A 23647-nucleotide genomic window follows, 5' to 3' on the forward strand; every position below is an offset into this window, starting at 1 on the left:
GCTGCGAATCCGTGGCACACATGGTCTCCCCCTTTGTGTCGTCCTTGACTTGCTCGAAGGCGCTCGCGCAAAGTTCCCTGTTCGCGACGCTGTCGAGCCACTTCCGTGTCTACGAGCCGATCACCGACTCTGCCTTTATAGTGTTACAAACATGCAGTTTCTCTCACCATTTTTCCAAAATTTTGCCGATCCCGGCCGCAGTGCGGTTTTTCGGCCACTCCTGGGTTAAGCTGGGCGGCAAAACAGCCCGGTCTTTCAAACATGCGTCAGCCGCATTCCGAAGTTACAGAAACACTGTTCCCCGTTGTCGTGCACCATCGCGAGTACGGTTCGAGCGATCTGAACCAGGGCTTGTTCGACCTGGTCAAAAACCTGCAGGCCGACCGGTCCGTGGCCAATCGTGTTTCGGTGGATTCGATCACGACCGTCGGTGGCTACCAACCGGATGTGGTCCTGCACGAGCATTGCCGTGACGATGCGGTCTGGACGCGATTTTTGACGGAGATCGCGGAACCTTCGGTCGGCGCCTACATGGCCGCGCACCAGCAAGTCAGCGGCTGGCCCGTAACGGGAACCCGCTGGCGCATCACGGCCAGTTGGGCAGTGCTTTATCCGGCCTCCGCCTACCAGGCCCCGCACCTGCATCGCGACATCTCGTGCGTGCTCACCTATTACGCCCGGGTGCCGGTCCGGCCCCGTCCGGAAGGCGCGATTACCTTCATCAACCCGCACGTGGAATCCACGTTTCCGGCGAAGAAGAACTGGCCTTACGACAAGCACTATTTTCCGATGGATGGCACCTGCCTGGTGTTTCCGGGCTGGCTGCAGCACTTCGCGCATCCGCATTTCGCCGCGGACGAGGAGCGCCTGATGTTTTCGCTCGATATCGTTTTCGAGCCGCCCGGCTGAAACCGGGCCGGGATTGTCGTCAGGGTCGCAGGTACGGGCTGCAGACCGAAAGGCCGGCGGTCTGATCAATCATGGATTCCGCCCAGCGCAGGCCGGCCTGAATGTCGGAAGCGCGTTCCAGCCGGCCGCGATGCAGCGTACGGCGCCGATTGAAGGCCGAATAGGGTTCGTCGGGTTTCTTGGAGTATCCGGTGGACACTGCCGGCCATGCTTCGAGCAGATCAGGCAAATCATCGTCGAGCCCGAACCAGGCGGCCAGAGATTTCAGGTGCTGTTCGGGCGATTCCAGGAATGTCTCGAAATGCAGCAGGCGGACACGTCCCCCCGTTGCCGCGCCGGCGGTGGCCAGGTGGCGCATGCCGGTAAGCCAGGCCAGGGCCGCCAGCCGGGCTTCGTCCAGGGAGCCCGGGTCGAGCACGGGCGCTCCTGGCAGTGATTGCCAGTCGGCCAGCCGTGCTTCGATGTGTCCACGCAGATCCCGCGCCGGCTGGTGCTTGCCGAGCATCCCGGCCAGGTAAGTGTCCAGGTCGACATACATCAACAGGGCGCGTGAGGCGGGACGGTGGTTCAGGACGGGTTCGATCAGGCCGTTGCAGATGCTGGTCGCCTTGATCACGGGAATTTGCCGCGGGTGAAAGGCGCGGCCGTGGGCACGCAGCACCAGCTTCAGCAAGGATTCCCGCCGGGCGGCGTCGAGCAGCGGCAGGCGCCTCAGGGTCAGCGGTTCGCGCAACGGAAGCGTGTGCGCGCTGGCATCGAAGGCACGCGATAGCAAGGTGGAGCCGCAGTGGCCGATGTGAAATATGAACGCGGGGTCGGCCGCGGTGGCCGGGCCCTCCGACAGCGCTTCGTCCAGTTCGGCCAGGCTTGTCATCCGGCGTTCCGGTGCGGCCGGCAGGATGCGTTGATCGAGAAAACCGGCCTGCCGGTAGTCCGGCTCGTCCAGCCTGATCAGCGCCGCCTTTTCGGCGTCGGCGTCGATGTCGAACAGGTGCCAGTGGGCGGTGCCGGCCAGTTCCGGCAACGGCGGTGCAGGCCCTTCAGGGGGCATCGCGATTGGCGCGCAGTATCAGCCAGCCGCCGGCCACCAGCGCGATGATGGCGAGGGCGGACTCCCCGAACCATTGCCACGGGCCGGCGTCCAGGCCCAGCAGCAGTGCGCCGGTGATCACCAGGGCCGAGCCGGACAGCGCGCCGACCGTGCGGCGGCGGGAGCGCTCGATGCCGGCATTGAGGCGGGTGAGCTCGGCCGAATCGATCCGGTTCGACAGGCGGCCGGTGGTTGCCTGTTGCAGGTAGTCGTGCAGCAATCCCGGCATGTCGGGCGCCTTGCTCAGCCAGCCGGGCAGGCGCTCACGGAGTTCCCTGGCGGTCTGATCCAATCCGTGTTTTTCGCGCATGATGGTTTCGAGTTCGGGTTTGGCGACGGCCAGCACGTCGAGTTCCGGGTACAGTTGCCGGCCGAGGCCTTCGATGTTCAACAGGGTTTTCTGCAGCATGATGAGCTGCGGCTGGATATTCAGCTTGAAGCGGTAAGCCACCTGAAACAGCTTCAGCATCAACTGCCCGAAGGAGACTTCGTTGAGCGGCCGCGTGAAATTGGGCTCGCCCACGGCTCGCACCGCGGCCTCCAGTTCATCGATTCTCGTGTCGGGCGGCACCCAGCCGGCATCCACGTGCAACTGGGCGACTCGCAGATAGTCGCGGTTGAACAGCGCGATGAAATTCTCCGAGATGTAGTAGAGGTCCCTGGGCGTGAGGCTGGCGACAATGCCGAAATCGAGTGCGATGAAGGTCGCGTCTTCCGGGTCGGTGGCGTCGATCAGAATATTGCCGGGGTGCATGTCGGCGTGAAACAGGTTGTCGCGGAATACCTGGGTGTAAAAAACCCGAATTCCCCGTTTGGCCAGCTTTTCCATGTTCACGCCGCGTTCCCGCAGCGCGGCGATGTCGCTCACCGGAATCCCGCGGACCCGCTCCATCACCAGCACCGGCTCCCGGGTGTACTGCCAGTGGATACGCGGGATGTACAGGTCACTTGAACCCTCGAAATTGCTGCGAAGAACAGACGCGTTGGCGGCTTCACGCACCATATCCAGTTCGTCGTAGATGAAGGTTTCGAATTCGCGGACGAACTGCGGGGGGCGCACCCGTGGCCCGCTCTCCCAGTACTTTTCGGCCAGCCGGGCGATGGTGTACAGCAGATCGAGATCCTGTTTGAGCTGACGCCGAATGCCGGGGCGCACGACCTTGACCACCACTTCCTGTCCGTCCGGCAGGGTGGCGGCATGGACCTGGGCGATCGACGCCGAGGCCATGGGTTCGGTGTCGAATTCGGCAAACAGTTCGGTGACCGGGCGCTCCAGTGCCCGCTCGACGATGGCGCGGGCCTCCTCGCCCGGGAACGGGGGTACCCGGTCCTGCAACAGGGCCAGCTCATCGGCGATGTCCGGCGGAACCAGGTCGCGCCGGGTGGAGACAATCTGGCCGAACTTGACGTAAATCGGTCCCATGTCCTGCAGCGCGCGCCGCAGCCGCTCACCGCGTGGCATGTCCTCCACCCCGGGAATGCGCCCGATGGGCAGGATGCCGGTGAGAAAACGCATGGGGCGGTACAGGTGGGTGGCCTGCAGAAATTCATCCAGCCGGTAACGCGCCAGGATGGCGCTGATCTTCAACAGGCGGCCGAACTGCCGCAGGCCCTGGATCACGCCTCGTCCTCCGTTTCACCATCCCGTTGTTCACGCAGTATGCGCAATCGCGCCTCGAGCCGGTCGGTGGCATCACGCAGTGTGTCGACAGCCGCGCTGAATTCGCGGATTTCGGGGGGCTGGGCCAGAGGGCCTTCGCTCTGCCTTAGGTAGTCGCCGGTCCACTCTTCCAGGGTCGCGGCGGTCTGGCGCAATTGCCGCAGGGCGCCACGGGCGCCGGAGGCGAGTTGATGGCCGGCCACATCCCCGAAAACGGCGGCGATCTGCCCGTCCCAGTCGGGGTCCAGGCGGGAGAACAGCCGTTCCAGGTCACGCGCCAGGGTGGCGTCGCCGGCGATACTCACCCGCGCACCAGGGCGGCCCCAGCCGCCGTCGTCATCCGGCAGGGCCATGGCGAACAGAGCCGGCGGACTGCCGCTGATCACCGTGTCGGGTTCACCGTCGGCATCCAGTGAAACCGCGACGCGGTATTCGGTGAAGGAAAACCACAGTTCGATGCCGAGTCCGTCCAGTTCGAGCTTGACCAGGCGCCCGGCGAGACGTCGCAGGCGCATGCCGCTGTCCTCGTCCGTGGCCAGCAGGCGGTTGACCGCGGTTTCCAGCAAGCCGGCCAGCAGGCCGGGAAGCGGGGTTCGGTACGGAGCCGCCACCTTGCCGCCTCAGGCCCGCAAGCCGCTGTGAATGGCGACAATGCCGCCGGTGAGATCGCGAAACCGGACCTGTTCGAGGCCGGCGTCCTGCATCATGTCGGCCAGTTCTTCCTGCGGTGGGTGACGCCGGATACTCTCCGCCAGGTAGCGGTAGCTGTCCGCATCATCGGCGACCAGCCTTCCGAGCAGCGGCAGCACGGAAAATGAGTAGCGGTCGTAGGCTTTCTGCAGTGTTTCGATGCGCACCCGGGAAAATTCAAGGATCAGTGCGCGCCCGCCGGGCTTGAGAACGCGCTTCATTTCCGCCAGCGCGGCCGCCTGGTCGGTTACGTTGCGCAGTCCGAACGCGATGGTGACGGCATTGAAGCTGCGGTCGGGGAACGGCAGTTGCTCCGCGTTGACCAGAGCGAAATCGATATTGGAGATCATGCCTTCGTCTTCGCAGCGGGCCCGGCCGATGCGCAGCATGTCCTCGTTGATGTCGGTGAGCAGCACGCGGCCACGGGCGCCGACCCGACGGCTGGCGGCGCGCGCAATGTCGCCGGTGCCGCCGGCCAGATCCAGCAGCTGGTCGCCGAGGCGGATACCGCTGTTGGCGATGAAATCCCGTTTCCACAGGCGGTGTATGCCGAGCGACATCAGGTCGTTCATGACGTCGTAGCGGGCCGCCACCGACGAGAACACGCCACCCACCAGGGCGGTCTTCTCTTCCGCAGGCACTTCGCGGTAGCCGAAATGGGTGGTGTCGGGCCGTTCGGTGCTGGATTCGGTCATGGCTGCTTCGGTTTCTGGATCACGGCAGCCTCCATTGTACCGTTCCCGCGGCCGCTTACCCACCGGCCGGAGCGCTCACCGGTGAGGGCCGGCCGGGTGTTAGAATCGAAGACGAATGGCCTGACCGAGCGGGGAGAGCGGCCCATGGAACACGGTGTCGACCTGGCACTGCAGATATCACTGGTGCTGGCCCTCGGTGCGTTCTGCCAATGGCTCGCCTGGCGCCTGCGGATCGCCGCGATTCTGCCGCTGCTGCTGGCCGGTCTGCTGCTGGGGCCCGCGCTGGGCGTTCTGAACCCGGACGAATTTCTCGGCGACCTGCTGTTCCCGGTGATTTCCCTGGGAGTTGCCATCATTCTGTTCGAGGGCAGCCTGACCCTGCGGATATCCGACATTCACAGCGTGACACGGATCATTCGCAACCTGACCAGTGTGGGCGTGCTCGTAACCTGCGGTGTCATGGCCGCGGCTGCATATTACCTGGCGGGGCTGGATCTCTACCTGTCGCTGTTGTTCGGCGCCTTGGTTTCGGTGACCGGGCCGACGGTCATCATGCCGATGCTGCGCAGCATACAGCCCACGGCGCGCATCGCGAACATCCTGCGCTGGGAAGGCATCCTGGTAGATCCGATCGGGGCGGTTCTGGCCGTACTGGTGTTCGAACTGATCCTGAGCGGGCAGGATGCGGAGTCCCTGCTGGAGTTCGGCAAGGTGATCATGCTGGGCTCGGTGTGGGGGCTTGCGGGCGGTGTGGTGCTCGGTCATCTGCTCAAGCGTCATCTGTTCCCCGACTACCTGGAAAATTATGCGGCTCTGGCCTGGTTGCTGCTGGTGTTCACGGCGTCCAATGCGCTGGGGCATGAGTCCGGCCTGATCGCCGTGACCGTCATGGGCATCGTATTGGCCAACACCAAAGACCTCGACGTGGAGGAATTGCTGTCGTTCAAGGAACACCTCACGATCGTGTTGATTTCCATGCTGTTCATCCTCCTGGCGGCACGATTGAACGTGGAACACCTGGCGTCGGTCGGGGTGCCCGCACTGCTGATTCTGGCGGTCGCGTTGTTCGTGGCGCGGCCCCTGTCGGTGCTGGTTTCGAGTATTGGCAGCAGCCTCAAATTCCGGGAAGGACTGTTGCTGTCGTGGATCGCGCCGCGCGGCATCGTGGCGGCGGCGATTTCTTCGCTGTTCGCACTGCGCCTGGAGGGAAAGGCCGAGAATGCCGACCTGATCGTGCCGCTGACCTTCGCCGTCATCATCGGTACCGTGCTGGTGCAAAGCCTCACGGCCGGCTGGCTGGCGCGGCGTCTGGGGCTTTCGAGCCGCGGCGAACAGGGCGTGCTGATTACCGGTGCGAACAAGGTGTCGCTGGCAATCGGCGAAGCCCTGCATGAGGCGGGTATCAAGGTGCTGGTGGCGGATACGACCCGCGAGGGCCTGCAGCAGGCCCGCATGAAAGGCCTGGAAACCTACTACGGCAGCCCGTTGTCGGAACACGCCGACCGCTACATGGATCTGACCGGCTACACGGAGTTGCTGGCACTGTCACGCAATACCGAAGCCAATGCCATGGTGTGCGCGCGACTGCGGCACGATTTCGGTCACAAACACGTCTTCAGCATCGTGCCCTACGCCGGCGAGGAGGACAATCTGCGCAAGGAACTGGCGCAGGGCCTGCGGGCAAACCTGCTGTTCACGCGCGATGCAACATGGAAAAAACTGGCCAGCCTGCTGGGGCAGGGTGCGCGAATCAAGGCCACGAGTCTGACCGAGGAATTCGACTATGAAGCGTTCAATGCGACCCAGAAAGCGCCGTCGATCAACCTGTTCGGTTTGAACGAACGTGGGCGGCTGAAAGTATTCTCGAATTTCGAGGAACTGAACCCGGAGCCGGGTTGGACCGTCATATCATTGACCACTGAAAGCCCGGAAGAAAAGGCCCTGCGCCAGAACGGCAGGGATCCGGAGGAGGATTGAATGAAAAAGGTATTCCTGACGCTGGGACTGATCGTGCTGATCGGAGCCGGTGCTGCCTGGTATTTCGTGACTTACCGGTTGGACGGGCTGATCGAAACGGAGATTGAAAAGGCGGCGACGGTCGCGATGGGCAGCCGGGTCGAGGTCGGCGGCGTGAGCACGGACATCCGCGGCGGCACCTTGCGGGTCAGCCAGATATCCGTGGCCAATCCGCCGGGTTTTGAAAATCCGCACGCGGTCCGGTTCAATGGAATCGAAGCATCGGTGGATTACGAAAACCTGGAGATCAAGCGGGTCGTCATCGACAATCCCGATTTCTTCATCGAGGAACGTGGCGGCAAGACGAATTTCGGGCAGATGCTCGAAACCATCGAGCAGAACGCGCCGCCCGTGGACCCCGACGCGGCCGATGAGCCGGAAATCGTGATCCGGCATTTCCGCATCGACAAAACGCGCGCCGCGCTGGAGTCCCACAGTTTCGACCGTTTCACGGACGTTGAAGTGGATGCGATCGAAATGCACAACCTGCGCGGCACCCCCACTGAACTTGCCGAACAGATCGCCCGTGAAGTGGTTGGTGAATTGAGCTCGGAAGCCGCGGGCGCGCTGCTCGAGGCCGAAGCCCGTAAACGGCTGGGTGACGTGCAGGAAAAAGTCAGCGGCAAGCTGCGCGGCCTGCTCGGCGGCGACGACGAGTCCGAAGAGGATGACGACGGCGAATAGCCTGCCGTCCGGTCAGGTCGAACCGTGTGGCGGGTCTGAGCTGAGCTCCCGCCCGATACGGAGCAGTTCGCGGACGAACAGGTCGAAGTCTTCGTCGCGGCTGCGGTGATTGGCGATCGCGACGCGCAGACAGTAGCGTCCATTGAGGGTCGAATAGGACGGTACGGCGATACCCTGTTCATGCAATTCGGTCAGAATGTCCTGGTTCAGGCGGTCGAGTGCCTCCTCGGCCATGCCTCCCGGATTGAAGCGGAAGCAGACGATGTCCAGCCCGGTCGGGGCCATGTGTTCCAGTGCCGGGTCGGCTTCGATGAGCCGATCGAGATAGTGAGCCTGTTCGACATTGCGGGCGATCATGCGGCCATACCGGTCCAGCCCGTGTTCCCGAATCGACATCCAGACTTTCAGGGCACGAAACTGCCGCGACAGTTGCAGTCCGTAATCGCTGGGCCAGTATTTGCCCGAAGCCAGTCCGCGGCCCTCGGCTTCGTGCGCCAGGTATTCCGGGGTGAGGCTGAACGATTCGCGGTGGGCGGTTTCGCTGCGCACCAGTGCGCAACCGGCCTCGAAAGGAATGTGCATCCACTTGTGCAGATCCAGAGCGATGGAATCGGCCCGTTCCATGCCCCGGAGCAGGGGGCGTACGTTGTCGGCCAGGGCGGCGACCGCGCCGATGGCCCCGTCGATGTGAAACCACAAGCCTTCCGACTCGCATAAATCCGCCAGTGCTTCGAGGTCGTCGATCGCGCCGGTGTTGATCGTGCCGGCGGAGCCGATCACGCAGAACGGCACGGCGCCCGCCTTGCGGTCGGCATCGATACTGTGGCGCAGGGCGTCGAGGTCGATCTTGAAATCGTCGTTCACCGGAATACCACGCAGGCCGTCGCTGCCCAGCCCCAGAGTCTCGACGGCTTTCTTGTTGCAACTGTGGACTTCCGTGGAAGCGTACGCGACCAGCGGGCCCGGCGCCGCCCGCACCCCTTCGTGACGTACGTCGTAGCCCGCGGCCGTGTTGCGCGCCACCGTGAGTCCGATCAGGTTGGCGGCCGATGCGCCGCTGGTCAGCAGTCCGCTCGAGCCCGGCGGAAATCCGACGATTTCGCGCATCCAGTCGATCACCTGGGCCTCGACCAGTGGCGCCGAGTGATTGCCGCCGCCCACATTGGAGTTCATCACCGAGGCGAGAAAATCTCCCAGGGCTCCGGTCAGGGTCCCGTTCCCCATGTACCAGGCCCAGAATCGAGGATGAATATTGCCCATGCGGTAAGGCAGGATGTCGTCGAGGTACTGCCGGTAGATGGCCTCGAGGGATTCGGGCTGGCGAGGAGCCGGCCCGCGCAGACGCTCGCGCACTTCGCCGGGCACGGGTTGCCATACCGGACCCTCACCAGCGGATTTCAGCAGGTCGACAGCGTCATCCACCATCTGGTGCGCCAGTTCACGCATGTCATCCCAGTCACGCGGGTCCAGGGTTTCCATGGGTTTGTCCATCGGGTTTCGGCTCCGGATTGTTCGTCAGGCAAAAGGGTATTGAAGCACGAACACACCGTTAGGCCCATGCACAGATCGACCTGTCTTCGGCCCGGATGTGAAGCCGGTGCCCGGTTTATCGCGCCAGAGTTTCTGCTGGACCCGGTGCTTGCCGGCTCGTGGATACGTCTTCGTATACTTTCTCCGGTCAGTGACATCAGGAGGTTTTTGCAATGGTTTCCTTCCAGGTAAACGGTAATCCGGTCACGTTCGACGGCGAGGGCGACACCCCGCTGCTTTGGGTGTTGCGCGATCATCTGCATCTGCGCGGTTCGAAGTTCGGCTGCGGAATCGGCCAGTGCGGCGCCTGTTCGGTGCACATCGACGGCCGCGTGCGGCGTTCCTGCGTTACCCCGGTATCCGCCGTATCGGATAAGACCGTCACCACCATCGAAGGGCTGGCGCCCGATGATGAAAGACTGCATCCGGTGCAACAGGCCTGGATCGAGGAGGATGTCCCGCAATGCGGATACTGCCAGGCGGGCCAGATCATGGCCGCAGCCGACCTGTTGTCGCGCCAGCCGGATCCCAGCGACGACGACATCGATGCCGGCATGACCAACATCTGCCGTTGTGGCACCTACGTCCGCATCCGCAAAGCCGTGCGGCGCGCCGCTGAACTGGTCAGGGAGGGGGTTTGACATGGCCGCGAGTGAACGGAATGAATGCCTGACCGAAGTGGATCTGGGGCGCCGACGGTTTTTGATCAGTGGGGCGACGGCCGCCGGCGGACTGCTGGTGGGCTCGCCGGCCCTCCATGCGATGGCAAGCGCAGCCGGTGGGGGCGCGGCGAAAATCGGTCATTACATCGAGCTTCTGCCGGATGGTGATGTGATCATCGGCGTGGCACAGCCCGAAATCGGCCAGGGTGTGCGAACCTCGCTACCCATGCTGGTGGCGGAGGAACTGGACGTGGAGTGGAGCCGGGTGCGCATCGAGCAGATGCCGCTGGGGATCGTGGTGACGCCGGACGGCGCAAGTTGGAAATACGGCGGGCAGGGCGTTGGCGGCAGCACCAGCATCACGGACGCCTGGCCCTACCTGCGCGAAGTGGGAGCGACGGCACGGCGCCTGCTGATCCAGGCCGCCGCCAATCGCTGGCAGATAGAGCCCGCGCAGTGCCGGACCGAGCCGGGATTCGTGGTCTGTGAATCGCTGGGGCAGCGATTCGGCTACGCGGAACTGGCGGCGGAGGCCGCCGAACTGCCCGTGCCAGAATCACCGCCGACGTTCAAGAATCCCGCCGAGTACCGCATCGTCGGCACGCCGCAATCCGTGATTGATGCGCGCGACATCGTCACCGGCAAAGCCCGCTACGGCATTGATACCCACGTGGAGGGCATGCGTTACGCCTCCATCGAGCGCTCGCCCTGGCTGGATGGAACCGTGGCGTCCCTGGATGACAGTGCCGCCCGGGCCGTTCCGGGTGTGGTCGACGTGGTTGTCGTCGAGGGTCCGGAGCCCGGTGCGCCGTTTCACATCCTGGCCACCGGTGTCGCCGTCGTCGCGACCTCGACCTGGGCGGCCTTCAAGGGTCGTGAAGCGCTGGAAATCGAGTGGGAACGCGGACCCCATACCGCCGAGAGCACCGAGGGTTTCTGGGCGCAGTGCCGGAACCTGCTGGACAAGCCGGGACAGGTGGTGCGGAATGACGGAGATCTGGACGCCGCACTCGGGGCGGCGGCTACCGTGGTGGAAGCCCGTTATGAACTTCCGTACGTCAATCACGCGCCGTTGGAGCCGCAGAATTGTTTCGCGCATGTCAGCGGCGACCGGGTGCGTATCATCGCTCCCACCCAGATGCCCAGCGGTGCCAATCGGGCCGCGCACGGCGTCACGGGATTTCCGCGCGAGAACATCTCGGTCGACATGACGCGGGTCGGTGGCGGTTTTGGGCGCAGGCTAACCAATGACTACGTGGCTGAAGCGACCGTCATTTCGCAGAAAACGGGTTTGCCGATCCAATTGGTCTGGACCCGCGAGGATGACGTGCAGCACGACTTCTATCGTCCCTCGGGCCTGCACGAAATGAAGGCCGGGGTGGACGCGAACGGCCGGATTACCGCCTGGACCCAGCGACTGGCCAGCGCCAGCAAGTACTACCGGCGCTCCGGCGTGGAGCCGGACAAGCTGTTCGAGGCCGAGCTTTACGTGGACGACTTTCCGGCCGGGATCGTGGAAAACCTGCGGCTGGAGTGGTTCGATGTGCAGTCCGGGGTGCCCCGCGGTTCGTGGCGTGCACCGGCGCATACCGCCAACGCATTCGTGCTGCAGTCGTTCATCGACGAGGTCGCGCATGCCACGGGGCAGGATCCCCTGCAGTTGCGGCTGGATCTGTATGGCGCCAACCGCGAACTGCCCTACGGCCAGCATGGCGGCCCGACGTTCAATCCGTGGCGGTTGTCACGCCTGCTGCGGCACATCGCGGATGAAATCGGTTACGGCGACACGCGTCCGGCAGGCCGTGGTGTGGGCCTGGCTTCCCATTTCACCTTCGGCGGTTATGCGGCCCATGCCGTGGAGGTCACCGTGGGTGACCGGGGGGATCTCCGAATCGACCGCATCGTCGCGGCGGTGGATTGCGGACTGGTGGTAAACCCGCGGGGCGTCGAGGCGCAGTTGCAGGGCGGTACCTGCGACGGTCTCAGTACGGCACTGAACCAGCAAATCACCGTGCGGAACGGGCAGATCGTGCAGAGCAATTTCGACGACTATCCGTTGCTGCGCCTGGCGGATGTTCCCAGGACGGTCGAGACCCACATTCTTCCCTATGGCGACACGCCCACGGGCATGGGTGAGATCGGCATTCCGACCCTGGCGCCGGCCCTGGCCAACGCCATATTCGCCGCCAGCGGTGTGCGCATCCGCAAACTGCCCCTGCTCGATCAGCTCAAACGCGCGATGAGCTGAATTCGTCTGCCTGGCGGCTCACGAAACGGCGCTGCCCCAAACGGGGCGGCGCCTCTCGTCATGGTGCCGGTCGGCGCGGTACAATTGGCCGCTGACCGTATTTGCCCTCTTCTGGAGCTGTATCCCCCATGCATCTCGGCACCACTGCCCTGTTGGAATTCTACAACCGTCACCGCGACGACGAGTCACTGGTCCTGGTGACGATCACCGGTATCGTCGGCTCGACTTACCGCAAGCCCGGAGCGATGATGCTGATCGCTCCCGATCATGAATACGAAGGCATGATTTCCGGCGGCTGCCTGGAAGGTGACCTGCTGCATCATGCCGACGAGGTTTTCGCTTCGGGCGAACCAAAATCCGTCACGTACGACATGCACGCCGGTGAAGACCTGGTCTGGGGGCTGGGCATTGGCTGCGACGGTGTCATACACCTTCTGCTGCAGCGCCTCGATCCCCCCGGGGATTGCGCCATGCTGGACTGGATCCGTTCCAGCCTGGAGGCGGGTGATTCGGTGTTGATCGGATTGGTGTGCCGTCCCGGCGAGACCGGCTTTTCGTTGGGGGATATCGGTTTGATCGATGCCGCGGGCCGGCAATTCGGGCATGAATCACTGGCGGAACTGTGCCGTTCCCATGCCGCCGAAACCTGGCCCGGCTGGCGCTACCGGGAAGCGGAGCACGACGGCGCCGGCGCGATGCTGATCAACGTGCCGCCGCAGCCTCGTGTGCTGCTGTGCGGCGCCGGGCCGGATGCCGTTCCCGTCGCCCGCCAGTTCGACGCTCTCGGCTGGCACTGCACGGTGGTGGACCACCGGCCGGCCTATGCGCGTCCGGACCGGTTCCCCGCTGGTTGCGAGGTGGTGCAGACGCGGCCGCCACAACTGCAAGAGCACGTCGAGCTCGAAGGTCTGGACGCGGCGGTCATCATGTCGCACAACCTGGATAACGATGCCGACTACCTGCGCCAACTCGCGCCGGTCTCGGCCTCCGGCGGCCTCGCCTACCTCGGTGTGCTGGGTCCGACCACCCGGCGGGACCGGTTGCGCGACATGGCGGAATGCCAGGAGCTGCCGGTGCGCGGCCCGGTGGGGCTGGATATCGGTGCCGAACTGCCCGAGGGCATCGCGCTGTCCATCGCCGCTGAAATTCATGCGGTGCTGAACCTGCGTGACGGGCTCGCGCTGACCGGCAAAGGCCGCAAGTGATCCGGGCCGCTGCCGGCCGTGCCCGATTTTCCCCCATTGTTTGATTCCCTGGGAACCTTGCTGGTCGCCGCCGGCGGTTCGTCCCGGCTGGGTCAGCCCAAACAACTGGTCGAATACGACGGTGAGCCGCTGGTGCGCCGCCAGGCGCGGATGCTGCTCGCACTCGATCCGGTCTGCGTCACGGTGGTCACCGGCGCGGGAGCGCCGGAAGTCGATGCCGCGCTGGAAGGCCTGAACGTGGATATCGTGCCTAACCCGGACTGGTCCCTGGGCATGGGCGGGTCGATCGCGCGTGGTGCCGCGGCCATGCCGGAGCGGGTGCGGGGAATGTTGCTGTTGCTGGTCGACCAATACCGGATCGGGCGCGATGACCTGCAGGCCATCGCGGCGGCCTGGTCTGACGATCCGGCTGCGGTGGCCCTGGCGGGCTGGGATGATCAGCGTGGACCGCCGACGCTGTTTCCCCGCGCCTTGTTCGGGGCACTGGCGCGACTGGGCGGCGACAGCGGCGCACGCCCGGTCCTGCGCAAATTCCGTGGCCGGCAGATCGTGGTGCCGACGCCAAACGCGGCCTTCGACCTCGATACGCCGGAAGACCTTCAGAGAATGTAGCGCGAAAGATCCTCGTTACCGGCCAGCGCTTCGAGATGCTCGTCAACGTAAGCGGCGTCGATCCGGAAATTTTCGCCCGAGCGATCCGGCGCTTCATACGAGATCACGTCGAGCAGCCGTTCCAGCACGGTGTGCAGCCTGCGTGCGCCGATATTCTCGGTCGACTCGTTCACCTGCCAGGATATCTGCGCGATGCGCTCGACCCCGTCCCCGGTGAATTCCAGATTCACGCCTTCGGTTTCCATCAGAGCGCGGTATTGTTCGGTCAGCGACGCGTCCGGCTCGGTCAGGATGCGGGTGAAGTCTTCGACTTCCAGGGCGCGCAATTCGACGCGTATGGGCAGGCGGCCCTGCAGTTCGGGAATCAGGTCCGAGGGTTTGGACAAATGAAATGCACCGGAGGCGATGAACAGCATGTGGTCGGTTTTAACCGATCCGTGGCGGGTGGATACCGTGCAGCCTTCGACCAGGGGCAGCAGGTCGCGCTGAACCCCTTCGCGGGAAACGTCGGCGCCGGCGTGCTCGGACCGTTTGGCGACCTTGTCGAGTTCGTCGATGAATACGATCCCGTTCTGCTCCGCGTTGTCCACGCCCTGTTGCTTGATTTCCTCTTCGTTAACCATCCGGGCCGCTTCGTCCTCGACCAGGATGGGCAGGGCGTCGCGGATCTTCATCTTGCGTTTCTGCTGCTTCTGGCCGCCGAGGTTGGCGAACATGCCTTGCAACTGACTGGCCATTTCCTCCATACCGGGCGGGGTCATGATTTCCACGCCGACCTGGGCGCTGACATCGAATTCGATTTCGCGGTCGTCCAGTTCACCGTGGACCAGCTGGTAGCGCAGTTTCTGCCGGGTCTTGTCCAGTGAAGGGTCTTCCTGTTCGGGTTCGTTGGCAAAACCCACGCGGCTTTTCGGCTGCGGCAGCAACACGTCCAGCACGCGGTCGTAGGCGGCATCCTGCGCGCGCGACCGCACCCTGGCCATGGCCTGCTCGCGGGTCATCTTGACCGATGTGTCGACCAGGTCGCGGATAATGGATTCCACGTCCTTGCCGACATAGCCGACCTCGGTGAATTTGGTGGCCTCGACCTTGATGAACGGGGCATTGGCCAGGTGCGCCAGGCGGCGTGCGATTTCGGTTTTGCCCACGCCGGTCGGCCCGATCATCAGGATGTTCTTGGGCGTGATTTCGGCGCGCAGGTTTTCGTCCACCTGCATGCGGCGCCAGCGATTGCGCAGCGCGATCGCGACGGCGCGTTTTGCGTCCGACTGGCCGATGATGTGCCGGTCCAGTTCCTGGACGATCTCACGGGGGGTCATCTGCGACATGTCAGGCCGATTCTCCGGGGTTCGCCTCGAGCTTCTCGATGGTCAGGTTGGTGTTCGAGTAGATGCAGATGCCGGCCGCGATTTCCAGTGCGCTGCGGGTGATGGCCTCGGCGTCCATTTCGGTGTGTTCGAGCAGGGCCGTCGCGGCCGACTGGGCGAACGGACCGCCCGATCCGATGGCGATGAGACCGTGCTCGGGTTCGATCACATCGCCGTTGCCGGAAATGAGCAGGGAATTGTCCTTGTCGGCGATGGCGAGCAGGGCTTCGAGGCGGCGCAGCATGCGATCGGTGCGCCAGTCCTTGGCCATCTCCACCGCGGCGCGAACCAGTTGTCCGGAATGTTTCTCCAGCTTGCCCTCGAAGCGCTCGAACAGGGTGAAGGCGTCGGCAGTCGCGCCGGCGAATCCGGCGATGACCTGATTTTTGTACAGGCGCCGGACCTTGCGGGCATTGGCTTTCATGACCGTGTTGCCCAGGGTGACCTGGCCGTCGCCGCCCATGACGACGAGGTTGCCGCGCCGCACGGAGCAAATGGTGGTGCCGCGATACTGTTCCATGGGTTTTCCTGGCTGCGTTGGGGCCGAGTGACGACCGCTCTCGTGGTTCGGCAAACGTGGGGACGTGGCTGCGGGTTTGCAAGCCGGGGGCGGCGTTCGGCCGCGGTTGCCGCTAGAATGGCCCGGAATTCGCTGCCGCACCGTGAAACCATGAATCCAGGCTGTCTGCAGGCCGTGCCTTTACTGTCTTCGGCCATGGCCGAACCCCGTCCTGCGCGGTGCGCCGGGGCCGTTGGGCCCGGGTGCTGAATTCGTGTTGCCGGAGATGTTCAACGCGGTTCTGCATTCCGGTCTGTCCGTCGGGCTGGCCAGCTTCGCGCTGGTTTACGGGTTGCTGCGCACGGGGCATCTGCGCAGTCCGGAGGACCTGGGGCGCTTCCATCACGAGGTGGATGAATTCAGCCAGAAGCGCAAACAGGGGAAAAAGGCGGCCCGCAAAAACGGGTCCGGCAAGTCCGGTACCGGCAAGATTTCTCCGGCGCACGAAAAGTGGCTCGAGTTCGGTGGGGGATTCTACGGTGTCGTGGCCCTGATCACTTTCGTTCGCATCGAGGTTTCCGAGGTGACTGACTGGTTGTTCCGGTCCGGCTCGCCGTTCGACGTTCTGGCGCGGCTCGATATCGGGCTGCTGGTCAACGTGATCATCCAGTCCATCATGAATTTCGTCGCCGCGATCACCTGGCCGGTTTACTGGCTGGGCGAACTGCGCGGCCAGTCCGCGTTGTTGTGGCTGATCACGGCTTATGCCGGTTACTGGCTGGGGATCCGCCTTGCCGCCCTGGCGATCCGCCGCCGCCCGCCCGCGGCGTGAATCGGCTGCGCTAGAATGGCGGCCACTGCGGCACCTCAACAGGACAATGACAACACAAATCAAAAGCGTGGTGGTACTGGGCGGTGGTTCGGCGGGCTTCCTGTCCGCGCTCGCTTTTCGCGCAACCCTGCCCGGTGTGCAGGTGACCGTACTGCATTCCTCGGGCATTCCAGCCATCGGTGTGGGCGAGTCGACCACCCGGGCGCTGCCCGCCTTTCTCCATGGGCCGCTCGGGCTCGAGCGGAAGGCGTTTTACGACGCGGTCCGGCCGATCTGGAAAGTCGGTCAGCGGCTGGACTGGGGATCGCCCGACCGGGCGCATTTCAATTATCCGTTTGATTCCTTTCTGACCAACAAGCGTCCCGAACTGCCCCAGCCCAACCTGTATTACTGCCTGCACGACATGCAGGATTCGGGTCTCAGTTACAGCCTGATGGACCAGCATCGCGCACCGGTTTTCGTCGACCCCGCGGGGCGCGTCACGCTGGTTGAGCGATTCGGCTATCACATCGAGAATCAGCGCTTTCTGAACTTTCTCGAGCAGACAGCGGCCGACCGGGGGGTGGAGATCATCGACGGCCGCGTGCGTGAAGTGGTCCAGGCCGAAAACGGTGACGTCGAGACCCTGCGCCTGGAAGGCGGTGGCGAGATGGGCGCCGACGTGTTCGTCGACTGCTCGGGTTTCCGTTCGGTTCTGCTCAAGGAGGCCATGGGCGAAAAATACGTGTCCTACGCCGATGCCCTGTTCGCCGATTCGGCCGTGGTCGGTTCCTGGCGGCGCGACACGCCGATCATTCCCTATACCAAGGCGAACACGATGGAACACGGCTGGTGCTGGAACATCGAGTTCACCGAACACATCACGCGCGGCTACGTGTTCTCCTCGGCTTTCTGTTCCGACGACGTAGCCGTGCGCGAATTGCGCGAGAAAAACCCGAAACTCGGTGACGATCTGCGCACGATCCGGTTCCCGTCGGGACGCTACGAGAATTTCTGGGTGCGCAACGTCATCGGCATCGGCAACGCCTCGGGGTTCGTCGAGCCGCTGGAAGCCACTGCCCTGCAACTCATCGTCGAGCAGCTGCGTTTCGTGACCAAGGCCCTGATCGACAGCGGCGGCGATCCGTCTCCGGCCATGCGCGAGTTCGAGAATCACCGGTATCGCGCACGCTGGGACGACGTGCGGGATTTCCTGGCCCTGCATTACAAGTTCAACCGGCAGAGCGACTCGGCGTTCTGGCGGCATGCCCGAGCGGAAACCTCGCTGGGCGGTGCCCGGGACTTCGTGGATTACTACCGCGAAGCCGGCCCGACCATCCTGTCGCTGGGCATGGTCGGCGACCGCAGCATTTTCGGCTTCGACGGCTACATGAACATGTTGCTGGGCATGAAAGTGCCGACCGAACGGCCGCCGCGGCTCACGGACGAAGAACAGGCCGGATGGCGCAAGCACCAGGCCGATGTGCGCGCTCGCGCCGGCCAGGCACTCACCGCGGAGCAGGCGCTGGAGCGATTCCGGCAGCCGGATTTCGACTGGAACCGCCTGCGTATCGTCTGAAGGCTTATTTTTTCCGCGCCCTGGGGTGTGCCTTGTCGTAAACCCGGGCCAGGTGCTGAAAGTCCAGATGGGTGTAGATCTGCGTGGTCGAGATGTCGCTGTGGCCGAGCAACTCCTGCACCGCCCTCAGGTCGCCGGATGATTCCAGCAAGTGGCTGGCGAAACTGTGCCTCAACAGGTGCGGATGGACGTTCTGTGGCAGCCCCTGCCTTTGCGCCCAGTGACGAATCCGCGACTGGATGCTGCGCGGCGCGATCGGCCTGCCGCGGTTGGAGACGAAGACCGCCGGCTCACTGAAGCCGCACAGGCTCGCGCGTTCCTGGCGCCATGCCGTCAAGGCCTGCGCCGCCATGCGGCCGAGGGGCACGACGCGGGTCTTGTTGCCCTTGCCGGTCACGGTGACCATGCCCGACGCGAAATCGATCCGGTCCCAGGTCAATCCGGCCAGTTCGGCGAGGCGCAGCCCGGATGAGTAGAACAACTCCATCATGGCCTTGTCGCGCTTTTCCAGTGGAGTTTGCGCTTCGAAATCCAGCAGGCGGGTGATCATGTCGGCGTCCAGGGTCGCCGGCAGTTTGCGCGGGGCTTTGGGTGCGCGGATGCCGGCGGCCGGATTGGCGCGTGCGTGGCCTTCGCGAATCAGCCAGCGATAGAAGCTGCGGATGGCCGCCAGCAGGCGCTGCAACGACCGGGGTCCCAGTCCGCGACGGTGCAGGCGGGCGACGAAGGCGCGCACCTCGTGCTCGCCAACCCGCGCGGGGTCGTCGATGCCATGTTCTGCCAGTTCGGCCTGCAGGCGCCCCAGGTCGCGGGCGTAGGCGTCAATGGTTCGGCTCGACAGGCCGCGTTCGTCCCGCAGGTGATCGAGAAACCGGCGTCGCAGTGATTCCATGCCCCGAGCATACACCGCCCGGACCCGGGCCGGGCGGGAACGGCCCGGGGCAGGGAACCCGAGGGTGCGCTTTCACGCCGGCAAGTATCCGGGTAGGCTTCGGTGACCCGACCCGCCTGCGAACGCCAAACAACAACGCGGACATCGAACAACAACTCTGGGAGAACCCGCCATGCTTCATCTCGTCGCCACCGCGCTTCTCGCCCTGACACCGGTCACGCAACCACCGGCCGATGCCCTGCTCGACGATGCCGCTTTGGCGCGCGAGTTGGCGGTGATCGAGCAGAGTCCGCGTGCGCGTGTCGAGATCATCGGCACCAGTCACGAAGGACGGCCGATACCCCTGGTCATCATCGCCGAGCCGGACGTGCTTGAGCACCTGGAGGTTCACCGGGCGGCCGCGAAGGAACGGGCCGGGCCGCGGATCGACCGTGCCGGCATCGGGCCGGCCCGGCTGGTGGAGCGGAACCTCGCGGAACTGCTGGACAATGCACGTCTGCCGGTCCTTTTCGCGGGCGCTTCGTGGGGCAACGAGGCCTCGACGGTGGAAGGTCTGGTGGCGGCCGCGCGCACGCTGGCCCTCGATGAAGGTCCGGCTGTCAAACGCGCACTGGCGGGCACCATCGCCCTGATCGTACCGTTGATGAATCCCGACGGCCGCGCGGCGGCGATGCGTGAATGGCGGCGCACGCCGCTTTCCAACGGCAACTCCGGAATCGGAAATGCCCGGGGCTTCCTGATCAACCGGGACTTCGTGCACGCGACGCAGCCGGAATCGCGCGCGGTGGTGGAAACCCTGCTGCGCTACCGTCCCGTGGTCGCCGTGGATCACCACGAGGACGTCTACAGCCTGGGGGTGCGGTTGGACGAAGTGGCCTTCGTCGAGCCCTTCATCGCCGGTTTCGACGTCGAAGAGCATCCGGCGTCACGCGATGCGATCGCGGTGGCGGGAACGGCAATCGCCGCGCGCTGGCGGGAACTGGGGTTCAAAACCCTGTTCGATTCGACAGGAGACAACCGTTTCGCCCCGCTGCCGGCGCGCGGTGAAGGCCTCAATCCGGTGGTGGGCTCGGCCGGGCGCCTCAACCTGATGGCCAGTCTTCACGGCGTCGCTTCGTTCATCACGGAAAGCGCCCGCACCCCGGGGGCGCAGTCCTGGGAGGACCGGGTCGCGCAGAAAACCAGTGCGGTGCTGGCGACCCTGGAGGCGGTGGCGGGAGACCGGCAACGGTTCGCGCGTGCGGTGTACGAGCGCCGCCGCGACCGGTTGGTGGAAATCGGTGACCGCTTCGTCGCCGTGCCCCTGGACGGACAGCCGCGCGACCGCATCGAGCGGCTGCTCGAACTGCTGGATCTGCACGCGATCGAGGCGTACCGGGTGGACACCCCGCGGCCGGCCCTGGTGGTGCCGTTGGCCCAGGATGAGGGTGAAATGGCCCGGCATCTGCTGGCGCCCGTGCGGTCGGTGCTCAATGCCGTTCCGCCGGCCCTGGGCTTGCAGGCTGTGGTTTCCGATGCCATGAGCGACGGGGAACGGGCGGCATACCGCGAGGCCAGGTTGTCGGCGGCACTGCTGCCCCCGATGGCCCCGCCGGCGCAGGGTGGTGTTTTCTCGGTGGCCCCGTCCGTGGCCGGTACCCGGGTGATCAATGCCGCGATCCACAGTGGCGCGGCAACTTCGGCCCGGGCCGTCGCCGGGCGGTATCTTCTGGAGGGTGACCGCGGCGCACTGGCCTGGCTGGCGCGGGTGAACGGCGCCGACCTGATGGGTGTTTCGGAGCTGGCCGGACCCGGTGTGCCGGTGCGTGCCGGGACGGTGGCGCTCTACGCCGGCCAGGGTGTGCCACGGGCGGATTGGGGTGAGTTGGCATGGGTGCTGGAGCAGGGCGGATTTCGCTATCGGCTGGTCGATGGACCGGCGCTTCGATCGGGAGCAGGGCTGCGCGGCGTGACAGCATTGCTGGTGCCGTCCGGGTCGGCCGCGGAAATCGTCGCGGGCTGGAGCGGAGATGACCGGGTACGCAGTACGCCGTGGGAACGGGCGCAGGATCCGGCCGGCCTCGGCGACGCCGGCCTGGCCGCGATTCGTGAATTCGTTTCCGCCGGCGGCCTGTATGTCGGTCTCGGCAACGGTGGCGCGGCCCTGGCGGGCGCAGATTACCTGGCGATCAGCGACGCCGCCGCCGTGCCCGCGGCGGTCGGAATGGGGCAGGTGAGCCTGCAGCCGGTCGCGCCGGCATCGCCGCTGTGGACGGGTGTCGATGTCCAGGCGCCGCTGGTGGCTTTTTTCGCCGCACCGCCGGGTGGCCCCGAAGAAGGCTTTGCGTTCGACGTGGGCGCGGGTAGCGCCGAGGCCGTGGCCCGCTACGCGGGCGCCCGCGAGTGGCCTGCGGAACAGTCGTTCACCGACACCCGCGTTCTATCCGCGGCAAGCGGTCATGCCGCCATCGTTCATGCGCGACACGGCGCGGGGCAGGTCATGTTGTTTGGAATCGCACCGGCGTTTCGTGGCCAGTGGCCGGCCACCACACAGTGGCTTTACAACACCCTGCTGGTGCCACCGCGGTAACAGGAAAATACATCGGTTGTCGTGATGCAGCCGGGCGTGGTTGCAGGTTCGCGCCTGGCGCACTCAGCCAATGCGGTTGTGTGCTTCGCCCGGGCGGGCGTTCAGGCAGAGCGGCGTTGCGCCTGGGGTTGAACGTTGGCGAGGCTGCTGGCGATGACGTCGGCCAGCAAATCGAGAAACAGGGTGCCCATGCCGGGATAGAATCGCGCCGGGTCGCTGCTGCCGATGGCCATCATGCCCAGGCTTCCGTTGTCTCCCAGCGGTACCAGGGCGGTGGACTGCACCCACTGGGCGCGGTTGTCGAACAGGAACCCCAGTTTGTTTTCGCTGAGCCGTCCACACACGGTGTGGTTTTTTTCCAGGTGGACCTGGAATTGCTGCAGCGCTTCGTCCTCGGGATCCACCCAGCGCACGTCGCCGCCGGCGAGGGCGGCCGTTTCGCGATCGAACAGGCAGATGCGCAGGATGTCGGCCTTGAAGTCTTCCAGCAGGCTGCGCCCGAGGTGTTCGAAAAATGCGGTGGGATCGTGGATGGCCATCAACTCCAGGGTGAGTTGGTGCAACCGCGACATCAACTGTTCGTTCTCGGAGGCCACGTGGACCAACCGGTTCAGTTGACGGTTGAGTTCCTCGTTCTTCTGGCGCAGTTGTTCGACCTGCCGTTCGATCAGTGAAGCGGCGGCGCCGGACTGGTGCTGGAGTTGCAGAACTTCGAGTACGTCGGGATAGTCATCGAGGAATCCGGGGTTGCGCCGCAGGAAGCGGGCGACAACGTCCTTGAGAGATACCTGATCGTCACTCATGTTTCATCGTTCCAACGAAGACTTCCGCTAAAGACATGAACGGCCGGCCCTTTCATCTTCACCCGGTCCCTTTCGCGCCACTTTATCACAAGATGTCCGCCGGGTAGAAAAACGTTGACCGTGTCATCGACGAGGTTTTTTCTGCGCAGCATCGCAACCGCGGCACAGGCGCCGGAGCCGCAGGCCGGGGTTTCTCCGGCGCCGCGTTCGAACACGCGCAGGCGGATGTTCTGCCGGTCGATGATCTGGGTGAAACCCACGTTGCAGCCCTCGGGAAAAACGGGATTGCGGCCCAGCCAGGCGCCGGTGGTTTCCAGCGGGGCCTGTTCGATGTCTTCGACCTGAATCAGCGCGTGGGGATTACCCATCGAGGCCGCATCGAAGGCGAGTTCGCCCCAGGGTGAGTCGATGCGATAGCGGGTGCCGGTTGCCTCGAGCGCCAGCGGAATGCGTTCGGGTTCGAACACCGGTTCACCCATGTCGATCTCGAATTCGCCGTCGGCGCACCGCACCGTTTCGACCGGCCCGGCGGGGCTTTCCAGGATGAACGGGTCGCCGGGCGTCTCTCCCCGCATGGCGAGGTAGAGTGCGATGCAGCGTGCGCCGTTACCGCATTGCCCGGCGGCGCTGCCGTCGGCATTGCGGATCTCGTACCGTGCCAGGGAGTTCGCGGCTTGCGGCCGGCGCACGATCAGTAGCTGGTCACAACCGACCCCCCGCCGACGGTCGGCCAGGTGGCGCGCGGTGCCGGCATCGATGTCGCGTTCCACGGCACGCAGGTCGAGCACGACGAAATCGTTGCCCGCGCCATGCATCTTGTCGAAACGCAGTTCAGCCATCATCGTCTTCGGTGGCAAAGTCGTCGGTGAAGACTTCGTCCGCGTGCGATTCGCCTGCCTGCGGCATGGATTCGTCGCTGCCCGATTCGGACTCGCTTTCCAACGGGGGCGGCGTGCGTTCCGGCCGGGAAACCGGCCGTGCCGGTGTGCCGTCCCCGGGCAGGTACAGGGGGCCGCGCTGGCCACAGGCCGTGAGGGCCGGAATGCTGATCAGGGCGAGAAGTACGGTCAGCGTTACGGCACGGGCCGCGGGTCGGAATGGTCCGCTCATGGGCGATGGCTCCTGC

The 23647-nt window shown here is 64.8% G+C and carries 21 protein-coding genes; 10 read left to right on the forward strand and 11 right to left on the reverse strand.

Features of this window, described 5'->3' with window-relative positions:
- Positions 1 to 261 precede the first annotated feature (261 nt).
- Positions 262 to 909 carry a putative 2OG-Fe(II) oxygenase gene (locus tag V3330_RS06395; RefSeq protein ID WP_354694560.1) on the forward strand — a complete coding sequence of 216 codons (648 nt, stop codon included), beginning with the start codon at positions 262 to 264 and terminating at the stop codon, positions 907 to 909.
- Between the two features lie 19 nt (positions 910 to 928).
- Here the strand turns inward: V3330_RS06395 and V3330_RS06400 are convergent, their stop codons facing one another.
- The 4 genes from V3330_RS06400 to ubiE are packed head-to-tail and all read right to left on the reverse strand — an operon-like array spanning position 929 to position 5044.
- Positions 929 to 1960, reverse strand: a complete 1032-nt coding sequence (locus V3330_RS06400; RefSeq protein ID WP_354694561.1) for a hypothetical protein — start codon at positions 1958 to 1960, stop codon at positions 929 to 931.
- On the reverse strand, positions 1950 to 3620 hold the full coding sequence (ubiB, locus tag V3330_RS06405) for a ubiquinone biosynthesis regulatory protein kinase UbiB (RefSeq protein WP_354694562.1): 1671 nt from the start codon (positions 3618 to 3620) through the stop codon (positions 1950 to 1952). Before ubiB ends, V3330_RS06400 begins: the two co-directional genes overlap by 11 nt.
- Entirely contained in the window at positions 3617 to 4270 is a 654-nt protein-coding gene (locus tag V3330_RS06410; protein ID WP_354694563.1) for a ubiquinone biosynthesis accessory factor UbiJ, read from the reverse strand. The genes ubiB and V3330_RS06410 overlap by 4 nt, the downstream gene beginning before the upstream one ends.
- A 9-nt stretch (positions 4271 to 4279) precedes the next feature.
- Positions 4280 to 5044 (reverse strand): bifunctional demethylmenaquinone methyltransferase/2-methoxy-6-polyprenyl-1,4-benzoquinol methylase UbiE, encoded by a 765-nt coding sequence (ubiE, locus tag V3330_RS06415; RefSeq protein ID WP_354694564.1) that lies wholly within the window; start codon positions 5042 to 5044, stop codon positions 4280 to 4282.
- A gap of 144 nt (positions 5045 to 5188) precedes the next feature.
- On the opposite strand from ubiE, the gene V3330_RS06420 reads away from it, so the two are divergent.
- Positions 5189 to 7021, forward strand: coding sequence for a cation:proton antiporter (locus V3330_RS06420; RefSeq protein WP_354694565.1), 1833 nt, complete (start codon positions 5189 to 5191; stop codon positions 7019 to 7021).
- Positions 7022 to 7744: an AsmA family protein gene (locus tag V3330_RS06425; protein WP_354694566.1), complete on the forward strand. Its 723-nt coding sequence runs from the start codon at positions 7022 to 7024 to the stop codon at positions 7742 to 7744. It begins immediately after the preceding gene.
- A gap of 12 nt (positions 7745 to 7756) precedes the next feature.
- On the opposite strand, the gene V3330_RS06430 is transcribed toward V3330_RS06425, so the two are convergent.
- Positions 7757 to 9235, reverse strand: a complete 1479-nt coding sequence (locus V3330_RS06430) for a pyridoxal phosphate-dependent decarboxylase family protein (RefSeq protein ID WP_354694567.1) — start codon at positions 9233 to 9235, stop codon at positions 7757 to 7759.
- 212 nt (positions 9236 to 9447) lie between these two features.
- Between V3330_RS06430 and V3330_RS06435 the strand changes: the two genes are divergently transcribed.
- The 4 genes from V3330_RS06435 to V3330_RS06450 all read left to right on the forward strand — a co-directional run bounded on the left by V3330_RS06435 (position 9448) and on the right by V3330_RS06450 (position 14001).
- Positions 9448 to 9915, forward strand: coding sequence for a (2Fe-2S)-binding protein (locus V3330_RS06435; RefSeq protein WP_354694568.1), 468 nt, complete (start codon positions 9448 to 9450; stop codon positions 9913 to 9915).
- Between the two features lies 1 nt (position 9916).
- A complete protein-coding gene (locus tag V3330_RS06440) occupies positions 9917 to 12184 on the forward strand; it encodes a xanthine dehydrogenase family protein molybdopterin-binding subunit (protein ID WP_354694569.1) in 2268 nt (755 codons plus the stop codon).
- A gap of 128 nt (positions 12185 to 12312) precedes the next feature.
- A complete protein-coding gene (locus tag V3330_RS06445) occupies positions 12313 to 13389 on the forward strand; it encodes an XdhC family protein (protein WP_354694570.1) in 1077 nt (358 codons plus the stop codon).
- A gap of 36 nt (positions 13390 to 13425) precedes the next feature.
- Positions 13426 to 14001 carry a nucleotidyltransferase family protein gene (locus V3330_RS06450; RefSeq protein WP_354694571.1) on the forward strand — a complete coding sequence of 192 codons (576 nt, stop codon included), beginning with the start codon at positions 13426 to 13428 and terminating at the stop codon, positions 13999 to 14001.
- Here the strand turns inward: V3330_RS06450 and hslU are convergent.
- Positions 13989 to 15329, reverse strand: a complete 1341-nt coding sequence (gene hslU / locus V3330_RS06455; RefSeq protein WP_354694572.1) for an ATP-dependent protease ATPase subunit HslU — start codon at positions 15327 to 15329, stop codon at positions 13989 to 13991. The genes V3330_RS06450 and hslU overlap by 13 nt on opposite strands.
- A gap of 1 nt (position 15330) precedes the next feature.
- Positions 15331 to 15888, reverse strand: coding sequence for an ATP-dependent protease subunit HslV (hslV, locus tag V3330_RS06460; protein WP_354694573.1), 558 nt, complete (start codon positions 15886 to 15888; stop codon positions 15331 to 15333).
- Between the two features lie 253 nt (positions 15889 to 16141).
- Between hslV and V3330_RS06465 the strand changes: the two genes are divergently transcribed.
- Together V3330_RS06465 and V3330_RS06470 are read left to right on the forward strand one after the other, a co-directional pair.
- Positions 16142 to 16699, forward strand: a complete 558-nt coding sequence (locus tag V3330_RS06465) for a hypothetical protein (RefSeq protein WP_354694574.1) — start codon at positions 16142 to 16144, stop codon at positions 16697 to 16699.
- Positions 16700 to 16745: 46 nt separating this feature from the next.
- Complete coding sequence (locus V3330_RS06470) at positions 16746 to 18257, forward strand: FAD-dependent oxidoreductase (protein WP_354694575.1); 1512 nt, start codon at positions 16746 to 16748, stop codon at positions 18255 to 18257.
- Between the two features lie 4 nt (positions 18258 to 18261).
- On the opposite strand, the gene xerC is transcribed toward V3330_RS06470, so the two are convergent.
- Positions 18262 to 19149: a tyrosine recombinase XerC gene (gene xerC / locus V3330_RS06475; RefSeq protein WP_354694576.1), complete on the reverse strand. Its 888-nt coding sequence runs from the start codon at positions 19147 to 19149 to the stop codon at positions 18262 to 18264.
- Between the two features lie 172 nt (positions 19150 to 19321).
- On the opposite strand from xerC, the gene V3330_RS06480 reads away from it, so the two are divergent.
- Positions 19322 to 21718 (forward strand): M14 family zinc carboxypeptidase, encoded by a 2397-nt coding sequence (locus V3330_RS06480; RefSeq protein ID WP_354694577.1) that lies wholly within the window; start codon positions 19322 to 19324, stop codon positions 21716 to 21718.
- A gap of 101 nt (positions 21719 to 21819) precedes the next feature.
- Here the strand turns inward: V3330_RS06480 and V3330_RS06485 are convergent, their stop codons facing one another.
- From V3330_RS06485 to lptM, 3 genes are read right to left on the reverse strand one after another with little or no spacing between them, the layout of a single operon-like run.
- Entirely contained in the window at positions 21820 to 22521 is a 702-nt protein-coding gene (locus V3330_RS06485; RefSeq protein WP_354694578.1) for a DUF484 family protein, read from the reverse strand.
- Positions 22518 to 23360, reverse strand: a complete 843-nt coding sequence (gene dapF / locus V3330_RS06490; RefSeq protein WP_354694579.1) for a diaminopimelate epimerase — start codon at positions 23358 to 23360, stop codon at positions 22518 to 22520. Before dapF ends, V3330_RS06485 begins: the two co-directional genes overlap by 4 nt.
- Positions 23353 to 23631: an LPS translocon maturation chaperone LptM gene (gene lptM / locus V3330_RS06495; RefSeq protein WP_354694580.1), complete on the reverse strand. Its 279-nt coding sequence runs from the start codon at positions 23629 to 23631 to the stop codon at positions 23353 to 23355. Before lptM ends, dapF begins: the two co-directional genes overlap by 8 nt.
- Positions 23632 to 23647: the final 16 nt, after the last annotated feature.

Origin of the sequence: Elongatibacter sediminis (assembly GCF_037892215.1) — a bacterium.
Taxonomy (GTDB): Bacteria; Pseudomonadota; Gammaproteobacteria; order Xanthomonadales; family SZUA-36; genus Elongatibacter; species Elongatibacter sediminis.